At 63.3% G+C, this 15,423-nt stretch carries 16 protein-coding genes; 15 read left to right on the top strand and 1 reads right to left on the bottom strand.

Annotated elements, in window-relative coordinates:
- Positions 1-7 precede the first annotated feature (7 nt).
- Complete coding sequence (locus K6G35_RS29830) at positions 8-1,060, bottom strand: TadA family conjugal transfer-associated ATPase (RefSeq protein WP_058698203.1); 1,053 nt, start codon at positions 1,058-1,060, stop codon at positions 8-10.
- 442 nt (positions 1,061-1,502) lie between these two features.
- On the opposite strand from K6G35_RS29830, the gene K6G35_RS29825 reads away from it, so the two are divergent.
- The 15 genes from K6G35_RS29825 to K6G35_RS29755 all read left to right on the top strand — a co-directional run bounded on the left by K6G35_RS29825 (position 1,503) and on the right by K6G35_RS29755 (position 15,419).
- Entirely contained in the window at positions 1,503-2,210 is a 708-nt protein-coding gene (locus K6G35_RS29825; protein WP_058698202.1) for a VirB8/TrbF family protein, read from the top strand.
- A gap of 16 nt (positions 2,211-2,226) precedes the next feature.
- Entirely contained in the window at positions 2,227-3,126 is a 900-nt protein-coding gene (locus K6G35_RS29820; protein ID WP_058698201.1) for a TrbG/VirB9 family P-type conjugative transfer protein, read from the top strand.
- The gene (locus tag K6G35_RS29815) at positions 3,126-4,355 is read left to right on the top strand and encodes a TraB/TrbI/VirB10 family type IV secretion system protein (RefSeq protein WP_058698200.1); all 1,230 of its coding nucleotides are present in this window, start codon (positions 3,126-3,128) and stop codon (positions 4,353-4,355) included. The genes K6G35_RS29820 and K6G35_RS29815 overlap by 1 nt, the downstream gene beginning before the upstream one ends.
- Positions 4,356-4,359: 4 nt before the next feature.
- Complete coding sequence (locus K6G35_RS29810; RefSeq protein WP_058698199.1) at positions 4,360-5,142, top strand: lysozyme family protein; 783 nt, start codon at positions 4,360-4,362, stop codon at positions 5,140-5,142.
- Positions 5,139-6,404 (top strand): TrbG/VirB9 family P-type conjugative transfer protein, encoded by a 1,266-nt coding sequence (locus K6G35_RS29805; protein ID WP_058698198.1) that lies wholly within the window; start codon positions 5,139-5,141, stop codon positions 6,402-6,404. Before K6G35_RS29810 ends, K6G35_RS29805 begins: the two co-directional genes overlap by 4 nt.
- On the top strand, positions 6,404-6,838 hold the full coding sequence (locus K6G35_RS29800; RefSeq protein ID WP_058698197.1) for a lytic transglycosylase domain-containing protein: 435 nt from the start codon (positions 6,404-6,406) through the stop codon (positions 6,836-6,838). The genes K6G35_RS29805 and K6G35_RS29800 overlap by 1 nt, the downstream gene beginning before the upstream one ends.
- 28 nt (positions 6,839-6,866) lie before the next feature.
- A complete protein-coding gene (locus K6G35_RS29795) occupies positions 6,867-7,409 on the top strand; it encodes a toxin co-regulated pilus biosynthesis Q family protein (protein ID WP_058698196.1) in 543 nt (180 codons plus the stop codon).
- Complete coding sequence (locus K6G35_RS29790; RefSeq protein ID WP_058698195.1) at positions 7,406-9,067, top strand: type II secretion system protein GspD; 1,662 nt, start codon at positions 7,406-7,408, stop codon at positions 9,065-9,067. Before K6G35_RS29795 ends, K6G35_RS29790 begins: the two co-directional genes overlap by 4 nt.
- 162 nt (positions 9,068-9,229) lie before the next feature.
- A complete protein-coding gene (pilP, locus tag K6G35_RS29785) occupies positions 9,230-9,751 on the top strand; it encodes a type IV pilus biogenesis protein PilP (RefSeq protein ID WP_495677153.1) in 522 nt (173 codons plus the stop codon).
- Positions 9,752-9,754: 3 nt separating this feature from the next.
- Positions 9,755-11,017 (top strand): type 4b pilus protein PilO2, encoded by a 1,263-nt coding sequence (pilO2, locus tag K6G35_RS29780; RefSeq protein WP_058698194.1) that lies wholly within the window; start codon positions 9,755-9,757, stop codon positions 11,015-11,017.
- Positions 11,014-12,816 carry a GspE/PulE family protein gene (locus K6G35_RS29775; RefSeq protein WP_058698193.1) on the top strand — a complete coding sequence of 601 codons (1,803 nt, stop codon included), beginning with the start codon at positions 11,014-11,016 and terminating at the stop codon, positions 12,814-12,816. The genes pilO2 and K6G35_RS29775 overlap by 4 nt, the downstream gene beginning before the upstream one ends.
- Complete coding sequence (locus K6G35_RS29770; protein ID WP_058698192.1) at positions 12,813-13,853, top strand: type II secretion system F family protein; 1,041 nt, start codon at positions 12,813-12,815, stop codon at positions 13,851-13,853. The genes K6G35_RS29775 and K6G35_RS29770 overlap by 4 nt, the downstream gene beginning before the upstream one ends.
- A 36-nt stretch (positions 13,854-13,889) precedes the next feature.
- The gene (locus tag K6G35_RS29765; protein ID WP_058698191.1) at positions 13,890-14,390 is read left to right on the top strand and encodes a prepilin type IV pili; all 501 of its coding nucleotides are present in this window, start codon (positions 13,890-13,892) and stop codon (positions 14,388-14,390) included.
- 206 nt (positions 14,391-14,596) lie between these two features.
- Entirely contained in the window at positions 14,597-14,770 is a 174-nt protein-coding gene (locus K6G35_RS29760; RefSeq protein WP_234788237.1) for a hypothetical protein, read from the top strand.
- Between the two features lie 169 nt (positions 14,771-14,939).
- A complete protein-coding gene (locus K6G35_RS29755) occupies positions 14,940-15,419 on the top strand; it encodes a hypothetical protein (RefSeq protein WP_058698190.1) in 480 nt (159 codons plus the stop codon).
- Positions 15,420-15,423 lie beyond the last annotated feature (4 nt).

Here is a 15,423-nt window from a genome sequence, read left to right as displayed (position 1 = left end):
CCTTGGTTTAGAAAACGCGTTCGATGTCGTAGTCGTTGTTGCGGAAGCCCTTGATCTCGATGATTTCCGAGACGTGCCGCATTTCGCCGGTGCGGCGCATATGCACCACGTAGTTAAAGCACTCAGCGATGAGCTTGCGCATGTCATCCAGTTCCCAACGAGAGCCTGGCGGGATGCCAAGCATCGCCAGGCTTTCCATGCGGGAGAGGGCCGAGCGGGCGTTGTTCGCGTGTAGCGACGCCATGCCGCCGTCGTGACCCGTGTTCAGCGCTTGCAGCAGGTCGAACGCCTCCCCGCCGCGGACTTCGCCAACGAGGATGCGGTCGGGGCGGAATCGCAGGGCGAGCGCGACCAGCTGTTGGGTGGTCACGTTCTTGTCGGTGTTGGAGAGCAGGCGGACCGTATTGGGTACCCGCGTTTTGAGTTCCATCGTGTCCTCGATGGTCAGGACACGCTCGCCGTCGGGAATGTTCTCGACCAGTGCGTTCAAGAATGTGGTCTTGCCGGAAGATGTGCCGCCGGCGACTAGGATGTTCTTCCGCTGCAGGACAAGCTCAATGAGGGCATCCTTGAGCGCTTCATCTTCGACAGAGCCCGTGAATATGGGCTGATCGGTGTGTTTGCTGCAGGCGTGCCGGGACGAGAAGGCCCCCGCCTTCACATAGTCGCTAAGAGAGAGATTGGTCTCGCGGTGCCGGCGGATGCTCAGCGCATGGCCGTCAATGGCTGTGGGCTGCATGACGGCGGCGATCCGAAGCCCTTTGTGGCCCGCATTGATGATGCCTTGTGCGGTGCCCCGCACCGCAGACTTCTGCACCGAGGAAGCCAGGGAGCGAACAGCACCTTCCAACTTTGCGGGCTCGATCCTCACGTCCAATCGCGTCATCTCGCCGCGCCGCTCCACCCAGATGCTGTCGTGCCTGTTGACCATGACCTCGGCCACATCGGACGCATCGATGTAGGCGCGTATTGGCGCGAGCGATTCAAAGAACATCGCGACCGCGCTTTCTTCGAGCTGGCTGAGTTGCAATATGGGGTGGTTGGAGACTGAGGATTCCATGCCCGCTATTGTTGGCGGGCGATGTATCGTGTGGCGCGTTGAAAGATATACGACTTTTGCCAGCTTTCTACGGTTCTTCGGCACGGCTCTGATCTGAGCCAACGCCTTGGTGTGGTGCGAAGAGGAAAGTCTGAGCATGCTCATGCTGTTTTCGCGGAAAGGGATACCAAAACCATCGGCTTTCCGGGTAATCCTCCTTCGGGGCAGTTGGATATAGGGTGCGACGGGAGAGGCAGCATCAAACGACGCCTCTAGCCGGCTCCCAAAGCCCGTCGCAGGATCCAGGCGTCGCTACAGCGTCCGGAGGTCTCTCAAGTGTCCTGCGTGATCTGGCGAGATCGCGGAGATTCTCGGAAAGCCGCGCAAAATCGCATGGCTTTCTGCGACCTGAAGGGGTGACTTCACTGCTTAAATTGGCGGCATCCCAAAGGACTGCCGCAGCATGCGCTTCTTCCGCAAAGATTCCGACAATGCCAAGCCCCTCGCCGTTGCGCCAGGGATGTATGGCAATGAAAGCCCCGAGCAGCTGATCTTCGATCGCACCACAAGAATCTCCGTGGAGCGCAACCATTGGAAGGTCGCAACCCTCGGCCTGGGCTGCATTGCGTTGGCGGCGATCATGACGCGTGAACCGCCGCCTTCGGTCGTGAAGGCTGTAGGCGTGTCGGCGGATGCGAGCGGCAAGCCGATCGTGCGAGAGCTTGAGGCGTTCCAGCCGGAAGGCATTCAGTTGCAATGGGCCCTCAAGGATCTCGTGACGCGCTGGTTCACCATCGAACCGATCCTGACAACCCAGGTCGAGGACTCACGGATGGCGCGCAACCTGCGTTCTGTCCGCGAACAGATGATCGGATCCTCTCGCAAGCAGTTCGAGGATTGGGTGGCAGAGGATGAACCGTTTCGGCAAGTCGGTGCGTCGGCAACCCTTGTCCGCGAAGTCAAGGTAACCAATGTGGCCGTCCTGCCCGACAGTACCGTCGCGGTGGAATTCATTACCACCACGACGGAGGACGGCTACAAGCCGCGCAAGATGCGGTACGCGATGACGTTCCGCTACCAGGTAAAACCGCCGACGAGCGACGCCGTGCTTGGCACGAATCCATTCGGTGTCCATCCCGTTTTCTTCAGCCTCCAGAAATCGCCGGCATGAAGCCGGGTCTACGCTCATGGATATCCGCAAGTCATCCCCGCTGAGTTCCCTGGTTGCCGCCGCTGTGATGGCGCTGACTCTTGCCATACCGGACGCGCACGCCGCCGATAAGCCGGTGCGCCGGGTCGGCGCCAGTGTCGCGGGCCTCGGCATCGGCGACATTAGCGACGCCATGAACCCGGCCAACCCCTTTAACGGCGGCGTAGAGCCGATCGCGCTGCCGGGTGACTCCCGCCTCGTCGTCTTTACCTACAACCGCGACCAGATCTTTCGTGTGCTGAGCGCGCCGCTGAAGATGACCACGATCGAGTTCCCCGAGGACGAGCAGATCGTTGGCGAGCCGGCGTGGGGTGAGAGCGTTCGTTGGGACTACGAAACCGATGGCCTGAACCATCTGTACGTGAAGCCCCAAGCGGCGGGTCTGGTGAATACCCTTTCAGTGAACACCAACAAGCGCAGCTACGAGTTCACGCTCGTATCGTCGCCGTTGGGCGGCATCTTCTACCAGAAAGTGCGCTTTCGTATCCCCACGACGTTTGCGGCCAAGGCCAAGGCGCGTAGTGATGCGAGAGGCGAGCGGGGCGAGGGGAGAGCTGATCTGGAGGGCGTTCGCAATCCGGATGCCCTTGCCGTAGGGCCTGAGCAGCTCAATTTCGAGTATTCCATCTCGGGCAGCGCCAGCTTCAAGCCGGAGGCAGCCTTTGATGATGGCAAGGCGGTGTGGCTGCGGATACCGAAGGGCGCGGACTGGCCGGTGCCGCTGGCCAAGGACGGCAGCGACTATGTGGTCGTGAACTTCATACGCCGTGGCGACTTTCTGGTCGTACAGCGGCTGGCGGAAGCCATCGCCCTGCGCTCCGGGAGCGAGGAGGTCAAGGTCGAGCGCGGTCGCCGGCGCATCCTGGGGCTGTTCTGATGCGCGATCGCACATCGTCCACCGGTGTCTCCGATGTGACGGATGCGCAGGAGCGCACCGTCAAGGGAAAGCTGCCGCGCAACATCGTCATGGCGCTGGGCGTGATCGCCGCCTTGCTGGTGGGCGGGCTCGGCTACTACTTCCAGTCGGTCAGCGAAGAGCAGTCCGATGCCAAGGCCGAGCAGGATCGGGCGGAGCAGCTGCGCCAACGGGCCAGCAGCGGCGACAACGGGCAGACGCTCGAGGCCACGATTCGTGATCAGGCGGCCAAGGCGCGTGCTGAAGCGGAGCGCCAACGCGCACTGGCAGTGAAGCCGGACACAGGCAGCGCGCCAGTGATGACGGCGAAGGATCTTGCCGCCCCGGCCAAAGCTGCAGCATCCGATGCGAAGAAGAACGAAGAAGACGATATCTTCACGGCCTCGATCTTCAAGAAGGGCATGCGCAAGTCCCAACTCGGGCAGGCCAAGGTGCCGGCCGGGCTTGCTGATCTGACCGATCCCGCGCAGATGCGGGCGCTGCAGCAAGCCGCCGTGGCCCGTGCCAGCACTGCCAACGGGGCGCCGGAAGCGCCGGAACTGGCCGTCTCGCCGGACAAGCAGTTTCTCCGCGAAGCAGGTGCCATGACGACCTTGCGCACCGGCTTCGACGGCAAGCTCCCGAAGTGCACGCTGAGCCGAGGCTTCGTCATCCCGGCAACGTTCGCGGGCGGCCTCAATTCGGACAAGCCGGGCGAATTCCGCGCGACCGTCTCGCAGGACGTCTACGACACGGTGAATGGGCGGTGCAAGGTGATCCCAGCCGGCAGCACCCTGGTAGGTGCCTACAGCGCCGAGGTCACGATCGGCCAGGAGCGCATCCTCGCCGCGTTCGTCCGTATGCAGTTGCCCAATGGGAAGACGGTGCCCCTCATGGGTATGCAAGGGGCGGACCCAAACGGGCACTCCGGCATCAGTGGAGACGTCAACAACCATTTCTGGAAGATCTTCAGTGGCGCCCTGGTTATCGGTGTCCTTCAGCAACGCTTTAATGACAGCAACACAGCCACAACCGTGGGACCGTCTGGCCTGACGACGTACGGCAATGCTGCCGGCCAGATTGCAGCGCAAACCGCATCCACCATCCTGAACCGCAACCAGAGCATCCGTCCGACGATCACGACCGAGCCGGGCCAGAAGATGATGGTGCAAGTCAAGCACGACATGGTGCTGGAGGCATATCGTGACTAAGACCATGCTCGCCCTGACCACGCTGGTACTCGCCGGCGCGGCACAGGCCGCAATGATTCAGGCTGTGATCAGCCCGAACGCCTTGGTAGTGCATGCCGATGGAAAAGACCGGCTGCACACCATCGCCGGAAAACCGGTCCTGTATTGCGGCCTCGACGCGTTTCTAGGCTGGTCGGCCAGGCTGGTTGGCGCATTGATCGAGCCCGGGGCCGAGGAAGGTCCAGTCGTCCAACTCGGCGGGAAGGCCGTGCCGATCGCTGTCCTCCTCGCACGCGAAGGCTGGCTGCGGCCGCCCATCCTCACCGAAGCAGCCCAAGAAGCGCTCGCGGAGCGCCGTGGCGGGTGGGGTTGCGCGCCGAAGACCGAGCCGTTTTCTCAGATGGGCCAACGAGTCGATCCCAAGATTACGGCTGGCATCGCGATGAATGAATCGGCATACCGCGGCCGCCCTTGGCCGTGGACCTTGAACGTCGCGGGGCGCGGCATGTTCTTCGCCACGCGCGAGGAAGCGTACGCGGCGGTCAACCGCCTGCTGGCCAGCCAGCGCTGCGATTTTGATGTCGGTCTTATGCAGGTGAACTGGTGCTATCACGGCAAGCGCTTCTCGTCGCCTTGGGAAGCGCTCGCACCGGCGACCAATATCCGCGTAGCGGAGGACATCCTGGCCGAAAACCTGCGGCGCAGCGGCTCCCCGATGAAGGCCGTGGCCTGGTACCACAGCGCCAATCCGGAGCGCGGCGGGCCGTACTTCGCTCGTTTCATGAACCACGTCGCCCAATTCCGATGATCAGGTCGCTTCTTCTCTCCGCGCTGGTGTTGATGGCGAGCGCTCACGCAGCGACCGACACCGAGCCGCTGGACTTCGATTACCAGGTCGTTGCGCGGGCTGCGGATCGGCCTGCCCTGATCTTCAATGACGGGCTCTCGACGTATATCCAACCGCGGCCGGGCCAAGTGGTGCAGGCTGACGGTGCCGCGCAGAACGGCCCGTACTGGGTGGTCGATGGTGTTCCCGATGTGGTGCGCTATTCGGCCAACGGCCAGGCGGTCGTGGCGCGTTGGAAGCGAGCCAACGGCTTTACGTCCGAGCCGGCCAATCCGCTGGGCGATCTGCCGCGCGCGGCGATCTCGGGCAGGCTGGCTTTGATCGGCAGCTATACGGGCTTGCCACTGGTGCGCGCGGGACGGTCGTCCCTGCCATTGGCGCAAATGGTCAAGTCTATTGCGCCTGCCGGTTGGACCGGCACGGCGCAGAAGGACATTCCGCTGACGGATGACGTCTCGATTGAGCTGCAGGGTGGCGAGAACTGGCTCCAGGCGCTCGCGCGGGTCCTCGATCGCCGCGATCTTTACGCCGAAGTGGATTTCACTCGCCGCAACATCGCACTGCGCGTTGCGCCTCCGAAGAGCTTCTCGGTGATGGGTGAAGCGTCGGCCGCGGGGACGGGTGGGCTGGTGCAAGCTTCTGCGACAGCAGCCCATATGGAGCCGGGCGGCCCAACAGAAGCCGCAGCGTCGGTGCCGGTGGCCGGAACGCCTTTGCCGGAGGGCCCGACCCTGGCATCGGCCTTCGGTGCCGTCGCAATCCGCGACAACAAGCAGGGTCGCATCGAGATTCGGCTCGAGCAGGAGCCCAGGGACCTGGTGTTGCGCGACGAGACCGATAGCAAGATCTGGACGAAGTGGGATGAGGCCCAGCGCGTGCTGTCCTTTGCCACCGTCGACCGGTTTACGGCGATAGCGGACGGAAAGTCCGTGAGTGTGCAGCGCGTGCCGGAGATTGACTACGTCTTCCCGCGAGAGAACGGCGCCGGGTTGGAAATGGCTTTCGAAAAGGACGGCACGACCTACCTGAGCTTCGCCAAATCGATGGTCAGCGTGTCGGTCTTCGGCGATGACCACCAGCGCAACGGTGAGCAAAAGGACCGCTACTACAAATTCAACGGCATTGCGGCGCGATTGACGGTGATCGCCGACGGAAACGTGGTCTACGTGGATCGCGTGCCGCAAGTGCGGTTCAAAGAGCAACCCGGGAAGGTGGCGCTGTGATGATTCGCAGGATCGGAGCGCTGATCGTCACCTCACTGCTGGCTGGGACTGCCTATGCCGACTGCCTGGACGATGCCGCCGTATTCCACGGTGTCAGCCCGCCGCTGCTGCGGAGCATCGCCATCCAAGAGTCCGGCATGAGGCCGTGGGTGACTAACCGAAATACGAACGGCTCAGAGGATATTGGGCTCTTGCAAATCAACTCGATTCACTTGCCGCGGCTGAGCAAGTACGGCATTACGCGGGCCCACCTCTTCGATGGCTGCGTGAATGCCTACGTCGGCGCCTGGATTCTGCGCGAGAACATCCAGCGCTTCGGCCCGACATGGAAGGCGGTTGGCGCATACAACGCCGCGTCGCCCGACAAGCAGTTGCGGTACGCCAACCAGATCCATGCCCGGTGGCAGGCGCTGCAACGTGCCGCATTGCGGTAGTCCATTCCGTTCATTCGAAAGCATAGCTATGCGCCAATCCAACCGAACCATCCGCATCGCCGGGGCTATTGCCTCGCTGGTCACCAGTCTGTGCGTCACGCCGGCCGCCAACGCTTCCAAGGCACCCAGCGCGCATCCAGCACAACAACTGTCGAGCGATGGGTGGCAGTCGTTGCAGCCCGAGCGCACCAGCAAGGCCGCCGGCGGGGAGGCACTGCTGGCCGCTGTGTCGCCCATGAGGACCACTGTAACAGGCAGCGCCGTGTTGGGCTCCGGTGACACCTCGCCCGCTGCGGCGGCCGTCGCGCCGGTGGCTCATGAGTTCAGACTCCTCAAAGGGGAGCCCCTCCAACAACAGCTTCAAGGCTGGGCTACCCGGGCTGGCTGGACAGTGGCATGGAACGTCCCGGACGGTTGGATCGTCCCCGGCGACAAAGCTTACGGCAGTGACTTCGAAACGGCCGTCAAGCGTGTCGTCGAAGAGCTCGCGAGCAATGGTGCGGACGTGGTCGGCGATAGCTGGCGCGGCAACCGCACGGTGATCATCAGCCAAAACGGAATAGTGCAATGAGTATGCGAAGGAAACGCTTTACGGCGGCTGCCGTGGCGGCCGCCACGTTGATGTCCGGCTGCGGCGTGATCGAAACACGCAATGTACAAACTGCGATCGGCAGTGAGGCCAACGCGCACTATGCCGATGCGCCGCGCAGCCGGCCGGTGTTCCGTGTGCATGAGGGCGCATGGCTGATGGGAGAGAAGGTTCGCGCAAGCAAGCCACAACCGGACATTTACAGCAAGCATGTGGTGTTCAAAGGCAGCATCGGCTCGCTGACCGAGGCCGCCAACTGGATCGCGCAAAGCGTCGGTGTGCGCGCCACCGTGGACGCGTCGGCGCTGCCAGTCATCCCGGCTCAAGTACAACCGGCATCCGGGCCACGACCAAGTGGGCCTATCCCGATGGGTGGGGCTCCGCGTGTGGTGGACCTGGGTGCTCCGCTGGCCGGCGGAGCCTCGGTATCGGCGAATGGCGCAAGCATGGCGCCGGCATTGCCGTTGACCCTGCGCTATGAAGGCAATTTCAAAGGATTTCTGGAGGTGCTTGAGGCGCATTTTGTCGCGTGGTCTCGCTATAACGACGGCACCGTGACGTTCTTCAGGACCGAGACGCGTACCTACATGCTTCCGAGCCTTGCGGACTCCTCATCCATGGCCGGATCGATCACCACCTCGGACAGCAGTTCCGGCGGCATGTCCGGTGCCAGCAGCAATGGCAGCGGTGCTGGCGGGACCGGCGCGGGTAGGAGCGGTCAGTCGACGAACATGTCGGTCGAGATGAAGCCCTGGGAAACACTCCAGCACACGGCAAAGGCGGTTGCCGGCGCCAGTGCTGAGGTCGTTGTTGACAAGAACTTGGGCACTTTGACGGTCACTGGCGACCCCGTACAGTGCGATCGCGTCGAGCAGTTCGTGAAGAGCCTGGCTGCCATGTATGGCAAGCAGGTTGCCATCGATGTGCAGGTCTATGAAGTCCGCGTAACGCGCGAGGACAACTACGGCCTGAACCTGTCGCTCGCTTACCAAAGCTCGAGCGGCCACACCGGCGTCTCCTTCAGCTCGCCCAGCACGCCGACTATCTCCGGCAGCGCCTCGCCCATGAACCTGGGCGCAACGATCATGAGCGGCCCCCTGGCAGGAAGCAAGGCCGTGGTCCAGGCGCTCTCCAGCCTCGGCAACGTGTCGCAGGTGGTGTCGCGCTCAGGCGTCACCCAGAACGGCAAGGTGCTCGCCCTGCAGACGGCAACCCTGCAGGACTACGTGCCGCAGTCGCAGACGACGTTGGCAGCGAATGTCGGCTCGACCAGTTCCATCCAGACAGGCACCGTGACCTATGGCTTTACCAGCGCGTTCCTGCCCAAGGTCGTCGATGGCCGGATCCTGATGAACTTCGATATGACGTTGTCGGACCTGCTTCCGCTGCAGCGGTTCAACGCAGGCGGCGACGCGAATCAGACCAGCGTGCAGCTGCGCACCATGCCGACCAATCGCTTCGCGCAGTCGGTAAGCCTCAAGCCGGGCGAATCCCTGGTGCTGACAGGCCTGCGCAATCAGAAGGCAGCGACGACCAACAACGGCGTCGGTGAGCCATGGATGGCTGCTCTTGGTGGCGGTGTCGGCGCCACCAGGGGAGACACGGTCATCGCAATCGTGATCTCGGCTCGCCTCCTGTAACACAGAGACAACACTATGCAGAAACGCGCATTGAATCTTCGTTGGGCTGCGGCTGCCTTGACCATCGCCGTTGCTTGTCTGTCGGCGACCGCCACGACCACTGCGGCTCTCGCGTCGCCCAATCCGGCTGCTGCCGCAGTTGCCTCAGTTGGGGCTGCCCACGTGACCTCGCCCCCGGCTTCCAGTCCGACGGCGAAATCGGTCACGGATCCTACCGCAGCGATCGCTGCAGCGAGTGCGACTGCAGGCACCACTGCAGGCGCTCCGGTCGAAGCCACCCAGCCGTCTCGGAACACGGATGCGCCGGAGCTGGCCACCCTGCAGTCGCAGCTCGCGCTGTGGAAGGCCCGTGCGGAGATCGCCAAGTACAAGGCGGAAGTGAAGCGCGCGGAGGACTCGATCACGGCCGCACCTGCGGGGGCGCCGCAGCCAGGCGGGGCACCTTCAATTTCGCTGACCGGTCCGATGCCGACGGGTGGGGCCAGCCCAAGGCTGTCAGATGGGACACGCCTCGTGTCGCTACGCGCCTTCGACGGCCACTACAACGCCATTCTCGATGTCGACGGGCGTACCGTGCCGGTTCAAGCCGGTGACACGCTGGATGGCGGCTGGAAGGTGGTGAGCATCGATGACGCCGGCGTGAGGCTTGCCAACGGCAAGCGCGTGCGCACGCTGAGGCCCTGAGCCATGGCCGAGATCCTGTCATTCCCCGGGCTGAAGGGCGGCTTTGCTATTGGGTTGTCCTGGCTGCACGAGGAGGCACAGCCTACCAATAGCGCCTTGCGTGCAAGCGCTCTGGAGCTTGGCCGCAATGTTCGTTGGGGCGTGGTCCATGAAAGCGCCGAAGGTGCGGTCCAAAGTGGCTTCTGCGAACCCATGGCCGGCGCGAAGCCTGCTGGGCTAAAGCCGCTCGCCGCCATCGTGGCGAGCCAGCATCGTCAGCCATGGATGGGCCTCTTTCACCTGCAAGGCAGCCGCTGCTGGTATGTGGCGGTCAGACAAGGCCATGCCGTCATTACCGGTGGAGATCAAGTCGGCACTCTGGAAGAGTTGACTGCAGTCCGCGCGCAGCATCGGGCGCTTGGCGAATGGACGGAGGTTGAGGGGACGCTGCGCGACCTGGCGGCGATGGCGCGTGCGTCGAAGGGCGTGTCGGCCATGCGGGACGTCCTGACGGGGCCATGGAAGTCGACCGCTTACGTCGCGGCGGCGATCGCGGGGACAGCCGCGCTCGCCGGGGGCGGGTGGTATTGGTATGACCAACAGCAAAAGGCGGAGCGCGAAGCCCAGCTGATGCGTCAACGCGCAATCGCCGCCGCGCAGCGTGCCAATGAGGCCGCGCAGCAACGGGTGTTGCCTTGGGTGGAAGAGGCCGCGCCGGCGGCCTTCCTTCAGGCATGCCGCCGTGCGTGGGACAACCAGGCGCTCGCTGAGGCTGGGTGGACGCTCGCCGGATGGCACTGCAAGCGAGCCACCTCGACGACCATGACGATCGAAACGAACTGGAAGCGGGATGGCGGGATCGCCGCCAATGCGCCGGGTGTGCTCACGTCGGACGGCAATCAGGCGAATGCCTCGTCAAATGTCCCGGCTGCCTTTCTGCCTTCGGCGTCGGCTGTTCATTCCGTTGCGGATGCACAGCGGTCAATGTGGACCTACGCGCACGGCAGTGGCGTGGGCTTGCAGTTGACCATGCCGCCCGCGCTGCCTCCGTCAAATGGCAATCCACCGGTTGATCCCTGGCTTTCCATGACAGCAGATATCTCGTTCGGCGCACCGCCTTGGCTCGGCACGGGCGGAGGTCTTGATGCCGTGCCTGGCTTGCGGCTCACGGAAGTCAGCTACGACGCAGCCACTCAGGCATGGAAGGGAACCGGGAAGCTATACGCACTGCGGGACGGTGCATCGCCGCCGGTAGCGGCCAATCACAACGTCGGAAAACCACGATGATCGGGACCATTTCGCGCCTGTGGCGCAATCCGAGCCGAGATCCTGCCCGTTTCACGGCAATTGCCTTGCGGGCCGAGCCGTCGGTGAAATCCGACGTGCTGACCTTGCCGCCGCCACCGGATGTGTTGGCGCCCCATATCCTCTATCCGAAGACCATTCCGGCAACCTTCGACCGCGTTGCCTGCAACATGAACCGCCTGACGGCTGAGCAAGCGGCGGCTCTGCGTCAGCGCGCGTCCGAGAGCGGACTCTATGTCGAGAATCTCGTCGAGGAGTTCGGCCTCACCAATGATGAAGTGCAGCAGGTGCTGGCGGTGCACGGTTGCGAAATCTACGTGGACGCGCGGCACTTTGGTACGCCTCGCTTCCTTACCTGGGAAGCGAAGCTGCGGCGCAGCGGTGCGGCGCCACAAGTGCGCAAGGTGTCCGCGCAGGAACTCTCGGTATTGCGGCAGCAGCGCGGTACAGGCCTGTTGCAGGATGCAGACCTGCATACGTTGAGCCTGGCGCGCCGGCTGATTGCCGATTGCGCCGTGCTGGTCGCCTCGGATATCCACATCCTGGTCCGTGAGCACCATACCGAGATCCAGGTGCGGGTCAAAGGGGACCTGCGCACGGTCGCCGCCCTGTCCATGCGCAGGGAAGAGGGGGAGCGACTGATCCGGGCAATGTACACGGGCTTGGCCACCGTGAAGGCCGCTACCTACAATCCGCTGGACGTCCAGGATGCGCAGATTGCCGGCGACGCGCTGCCCGGCACGGGCCTTTCCAGTGTGCGGATCGTCCGCGGGCCGGCCTATCCGGTGGAGAGCGGCGGTGGCTTTCTCGTGGCGCGCCTGCAATACCGGGAACATCACCAGGGAGCCAAGAAGTCCGAAGCGCTCGAGGCGGCGAAGCGATTGGACCTTCGGATGCCAGAGAGTCCGATGGGCGATTTCAAGCTCGGCGAGATGGGATACACGCCCTTACAGGTGGAACTGATCTCGCAGTTACTTCGTCGGCCCATGGGGGTGATCGTCGTGACGGGCCCAACCGGCAGCGGCAAGACGACGACGCTCTTCGAGTGCACCCGCCACCAGGCCCGTCTATTCCCCCAGAAGCGGCTGGTCACGATCGAGAACCCGACCGAGTACCCGATGGACTGGGCGATCCAGCTTGTCACGGAAAGCGAACGCTTTCCGGAGATGCTGCGCATGACACTGCGGATGGACCCGGATGCCGTACTGCTGGGCGAAATCCGTGGTGTTGAAGAGGCGATCGCAACGCTGCAGGCCGCGGCCACTGGTCACCTGGTACTGACCACCCTGCACGTGACCGATCCGTTCGAAACCTTCTTGCGGCTCGTCATGCTCGACCACGTGCGTCTGGCGATGGACGTGATCTGCAATCACAACCAGGTCATCGGTCTGATTGCGCAACGGATCGTCCCGTTGCTTTGCTCGGAATGCTGCGTGCCAATTGAAAGCGCGGCAGAACCGCTGCCGGACTACATGATGCGTGCGATGCGCTCTTGGGGGGATCTGTTTGGCGTGCGCGTTCGCGGCGCAGGGTGCGAACACTGCCATGGCGAAGGCATTGTCGGTCAGCAGGCAGTGGCAGAGGTCGTAGTGACCAACGAGGCGCTGATGCAAGACTGCATCAACGACGGGGTGTTGGCGGCGAGGCGCAACCACAGGGCGCGGCCCGGCTCCGACAAGCCGATGATCGCTCACGCCATGGACCTGGTCCTGGCCGGCCGGCTCGATCCGGTTGACGCCGAGCGAAATGTCGATGCCATTCCGATGCGGGAGCAAGTGTGAACGGATTGTCCTGGGGAATGCGGCGGCGCCTGTATCAGCAGGCATCCAGCCAGTTGGAGAATGGGCTGACTCTCGCGCAGGTTCTGGAGGATTTCCGCGAACGGCAAGCTCGGCGCGGCAGAAAGCGCGCGGCCGAGGCGGCGAACGAGGTGGGTCGCCAGGTACGCGACGGCAAGACACTGATGGCGGCAATGGGCGCAAGCCTTAGCGATCTCGAGCGCAGCGTGCTGGACGCGGGTGAGAGGGCGGGGCAATTGCCGGAAGCGATGCGGCTCGTGCTGGACGTTCGGGACCTGACGACACGCCTTCGTCAGAAGCTACAGGCGAGCTTCTTCGCGCCAACGGTGTATCTCGTGACGCTCTACGTGGTCTTGCTGCTGATCGGGGGATACATCGTCCCGCAGTTCCTCGATGTACTGCCGCTCCAAAGATGGACGGACTGGGCCTATGCGATGTACTGGATGGGGCAGTTGGCGGTGGGGTGGCCAGCGCCAGTGATTTTCGGCGGGATCGGTGCATATGCCGGCTGGAGTTGGTGGGCGCTGTCTCGATGGACGGGGCCGGGCAGGCGAGTCTGTGACCGGCACGTGTTCCCGTTCACGGCGTACCGAGAGATTACTGGCTTCACCTGGCTGATGTCCTTCGTCGCACTGTTGCGGGCGAACGTACCTGACACCGTTGCGCTGGAGGGACAGATCAGCTCGGCGTCGCCCTGGCTGGCGTCACGGCTGCGGCCGATCCGTCTTGGGCTTGCTGATGGTCTGGACCTGGCGGAGGCCATGCGTCAGGCCGGCAATGGATTCCCGTCCTTGGATCTAATCGACGAAATCGGCGCATATGCGGGCTTCGATGACTTCACCGAAAAGATCACGGTGGCCGTGCGCCAAAACGCTGAGGTCATCGAGCGGCAGTTGCTCGCCAAAGGGATGGTCATGTCCGCGATCTTCACCGGGTTGATGTTCCTGGCCTTCGTGGTGCTGCAGCTCGGCTCCAACTCTCTCTCATCGATCCTCACGTCCTCGATGGGACAGTTCTAACAAACGGCTTATTTCAAACTCAAAAAGGGGTATCGAATGGATGGAATTCTCGGGCGCATCGTCGCCATTGTCTTGGGCCTGCTCGCACTGGTTGGCATTGCCTACGCGGGTTACAACGGCTTTCAGACCCATAAAGCCGGTGTAGTCGCGACCAACCTCACGCAGCTGATTACGAACGCTCGTGCCGGATTCTCGCAAGGGAACAACGGGTATACCAACTTCACGACGGCGAACATCGCGGCCATGGTTACTGGCGGCATGTTTCCGACGGACATGGTGCGCGGTACGACGCTGGTCGATCCGTGGGGCAATGCAGTGACGCTTTCGTCCGCCAACAATGGCTCGCAGGGCGTGATCACCTTCGGCGGCGGCAACGCACAGACCGCAAAGCAATGCGTAAGCGCAGCCGTGGGTCTCAAGGACTATGTGACGCTGACAGTCGGCTCGACGACGTTCAACCAGGCCAACCTTCCCGACCAGGCGACCGCCGGCGCGGCCTGTAGCGCCACGGCGACCTTCGCTCTGACATTCCAGTGAGTAAGGCGAGCGTGCGGCTACAGCGACCGCTTCTGCATCGGTATCACATCCACGATGGAAGGCAACGTAATCGAGCATGGCACTTTAGGGGTATGACGTGGATGGGATTCTTGGTCGGATCATCGCGATTGTTCTGGGCCAGTTGGCACTCATTGGTAGTTTCCTACGCGGGGTACAACCGCATCCAGAGCCACAAGGCCGGGGCAGTGGCAACCAACATTGCACAGCTGAGCACGATTGCCCGCGCAGGGTTCTCGCAGGGCTACGACGGCTCCACCGAACTTCACGACGGCGATCGTTCCGTCGATGATTACCGGCGGGTGTTCCCGACGGACATGGTTCGCAGCACCACGCTGCTCGATTCCTGGGGCATGCCATGACGCTGTCTTCTGCCAACGGTGGCTCGCAAGGGGTAATTCAGTTTGGTGAAGGCGGCGGTCGGACCGCAAAGCAGGGCGTGAGCGCGGCCCTGCTTCTCAAGGACTGCCGCCTTTACGCTCACCTTCCAGTGAGGTCGAGGGCCCGTGCTGGTTCCTCAGGAGAAATGTCATGGGTTACCTGATCATGCCCATCGCCACGGTCCTGTTTTGTCTTGGATTCGTGGCGCAGCTCGCGCAGTTGTCGCAAGCGGCGCCCGGTGCCGGTGTGCCCGGTCGCATGGAATCGGTGGCAACCATCACCGCACAGCAGGCGCAGGCCTACGGCGCAGCCTGCGTAGCTACGGCCGGCGCGACGCCCGGCCTGGTCGGAGCAAGTGTCACGCCGGTGCTGCCGGCGGGCATGGTGACTCCTGCCGGCGCGGGCTGCATGGCCGTGGCCAACCCAGCTGGGGGGCGGGACGTGTACGGCTATGTGCGCGTGTCCTCAGGGGCGGGCGCGTCGCTGCTCGGCACCACCCAAGGCAGCCTGGCGTGGTTCCGCGTCCGAAGTCAGGGCACGGGCGTCAATCTTGCAACCGGCATGGCGTACAGCGTGCCGGCGAACATTCCCGTTGGGGCGCTGGTCCACTGGGTCCAGCTGAACACCTGAGAAA

This window comes from Cupriavidus sp. HY129 (genome assembly GCF_059492215.1).
Note: the sequence above shows the minus strand (reverse complement) of the source record. Positions and strands in the feature narration are given on the sequence as shown.

What these genes read in the sequence shown, in the direction of transcription:
- K6G35_RS29800 (WP_058698197.1), top strand. Translation starts at nt 6,404, where the DNA reads ATGATTCGCAGGATCGGAGCGCTGATCGTCACCTCACTGCTGGCTGGG.
- K6G35_RS29810 (WP_058698199.1), top strand. Translation starts at nt 4,360, where the DNA reads ATGCTCGCCCTGACCACGCTGGTACTCGCCGGCGCGGCACAGGCCGCA.
- K6G35_RS29765 (WP_058698191.1), top strand. Translation starts at nt 13,890, where the DNA reads ATGGATGGAATTCTCGGGCGCATCGTCGCCATTGTCTTGGGCCTGCTC.
- K6G35_RS29795 (WP_058698196.1), top strand. Translation starts at nt 6,867, where the DNA reads ATGCGCCAATCCAACCGAACCATCCGCATCGCCGGGGCTATTGCCTCG.
- K6G35_RS29815 (WP_058698200.1), top strand. Translation starts at nt 3,126, where the DNA reads ATGCGCGATCGCACATCGTCCACCGGTGTCTCCGATGTGACGGATGCG.
- K6G35_RS29825 (WP_058698202.1), top strand. Translation starts at nt 1,503, where the DNA reads ATGCGCTTCTTCCGCAAAGATTCCGACAATGCCAAGCCCCTCGCCGTT.
- K6G35_RS29775 (WP_058698193.1), top strand. Translation starts at nt 11,014, where the DNA reads ATGATCGGGACCATTTCGCGCCTGTGGCGCAATCCGAGCCGAGATCCT.
- K6G35_RS29820 (WP_058698201.1), top strand. Translation starts at nt 2,227, where the DNA reads ATGGATATCCGCAAGTCATCCCCGCTGAGTTCCCTGGTTGCCGCCGCT.
- K6G35_RS29805 (WP_058698198.1), top strand. Translation starts at nt 5,139, where the DNA reads ATGATCAGGTCGCTTCTTCTCTCCGCGCTGGTGTTGATGGCGAGCGCT.
- pilO2 (WP_058698194.1), top strand. Translation starts at nt 9,755, where the DNA reads ATGGCCGAGATCCTGTCATTCCCCGGGCTGAAGGGCGGCTTTGCTATT.
- K6G35_RS29830 (WP_058698203.1), bottom strand. Translation starts at nt 1,060, where the DNA reads ATGGAATCCTCAGTCTCCAACCACCCCATATTGCAACTCAGCCAGCTC.
- K6G35_RS29790 (WP_058698195.1), top strand. Translation starts at nt 7,406, where the DNA reads ATGAGTATGCGAAGGAAACGCTTTACGGCGGCTGCCGTGGCGGCCGCC.
- K6G35_RS29755 (WP_058698190.1), top strand. Translation starts at nt 14,940, where the DNA reads ATGGGTTACCTGATCATGCCCATCGCCACGGTCCTGTTTTGTCTTGGA.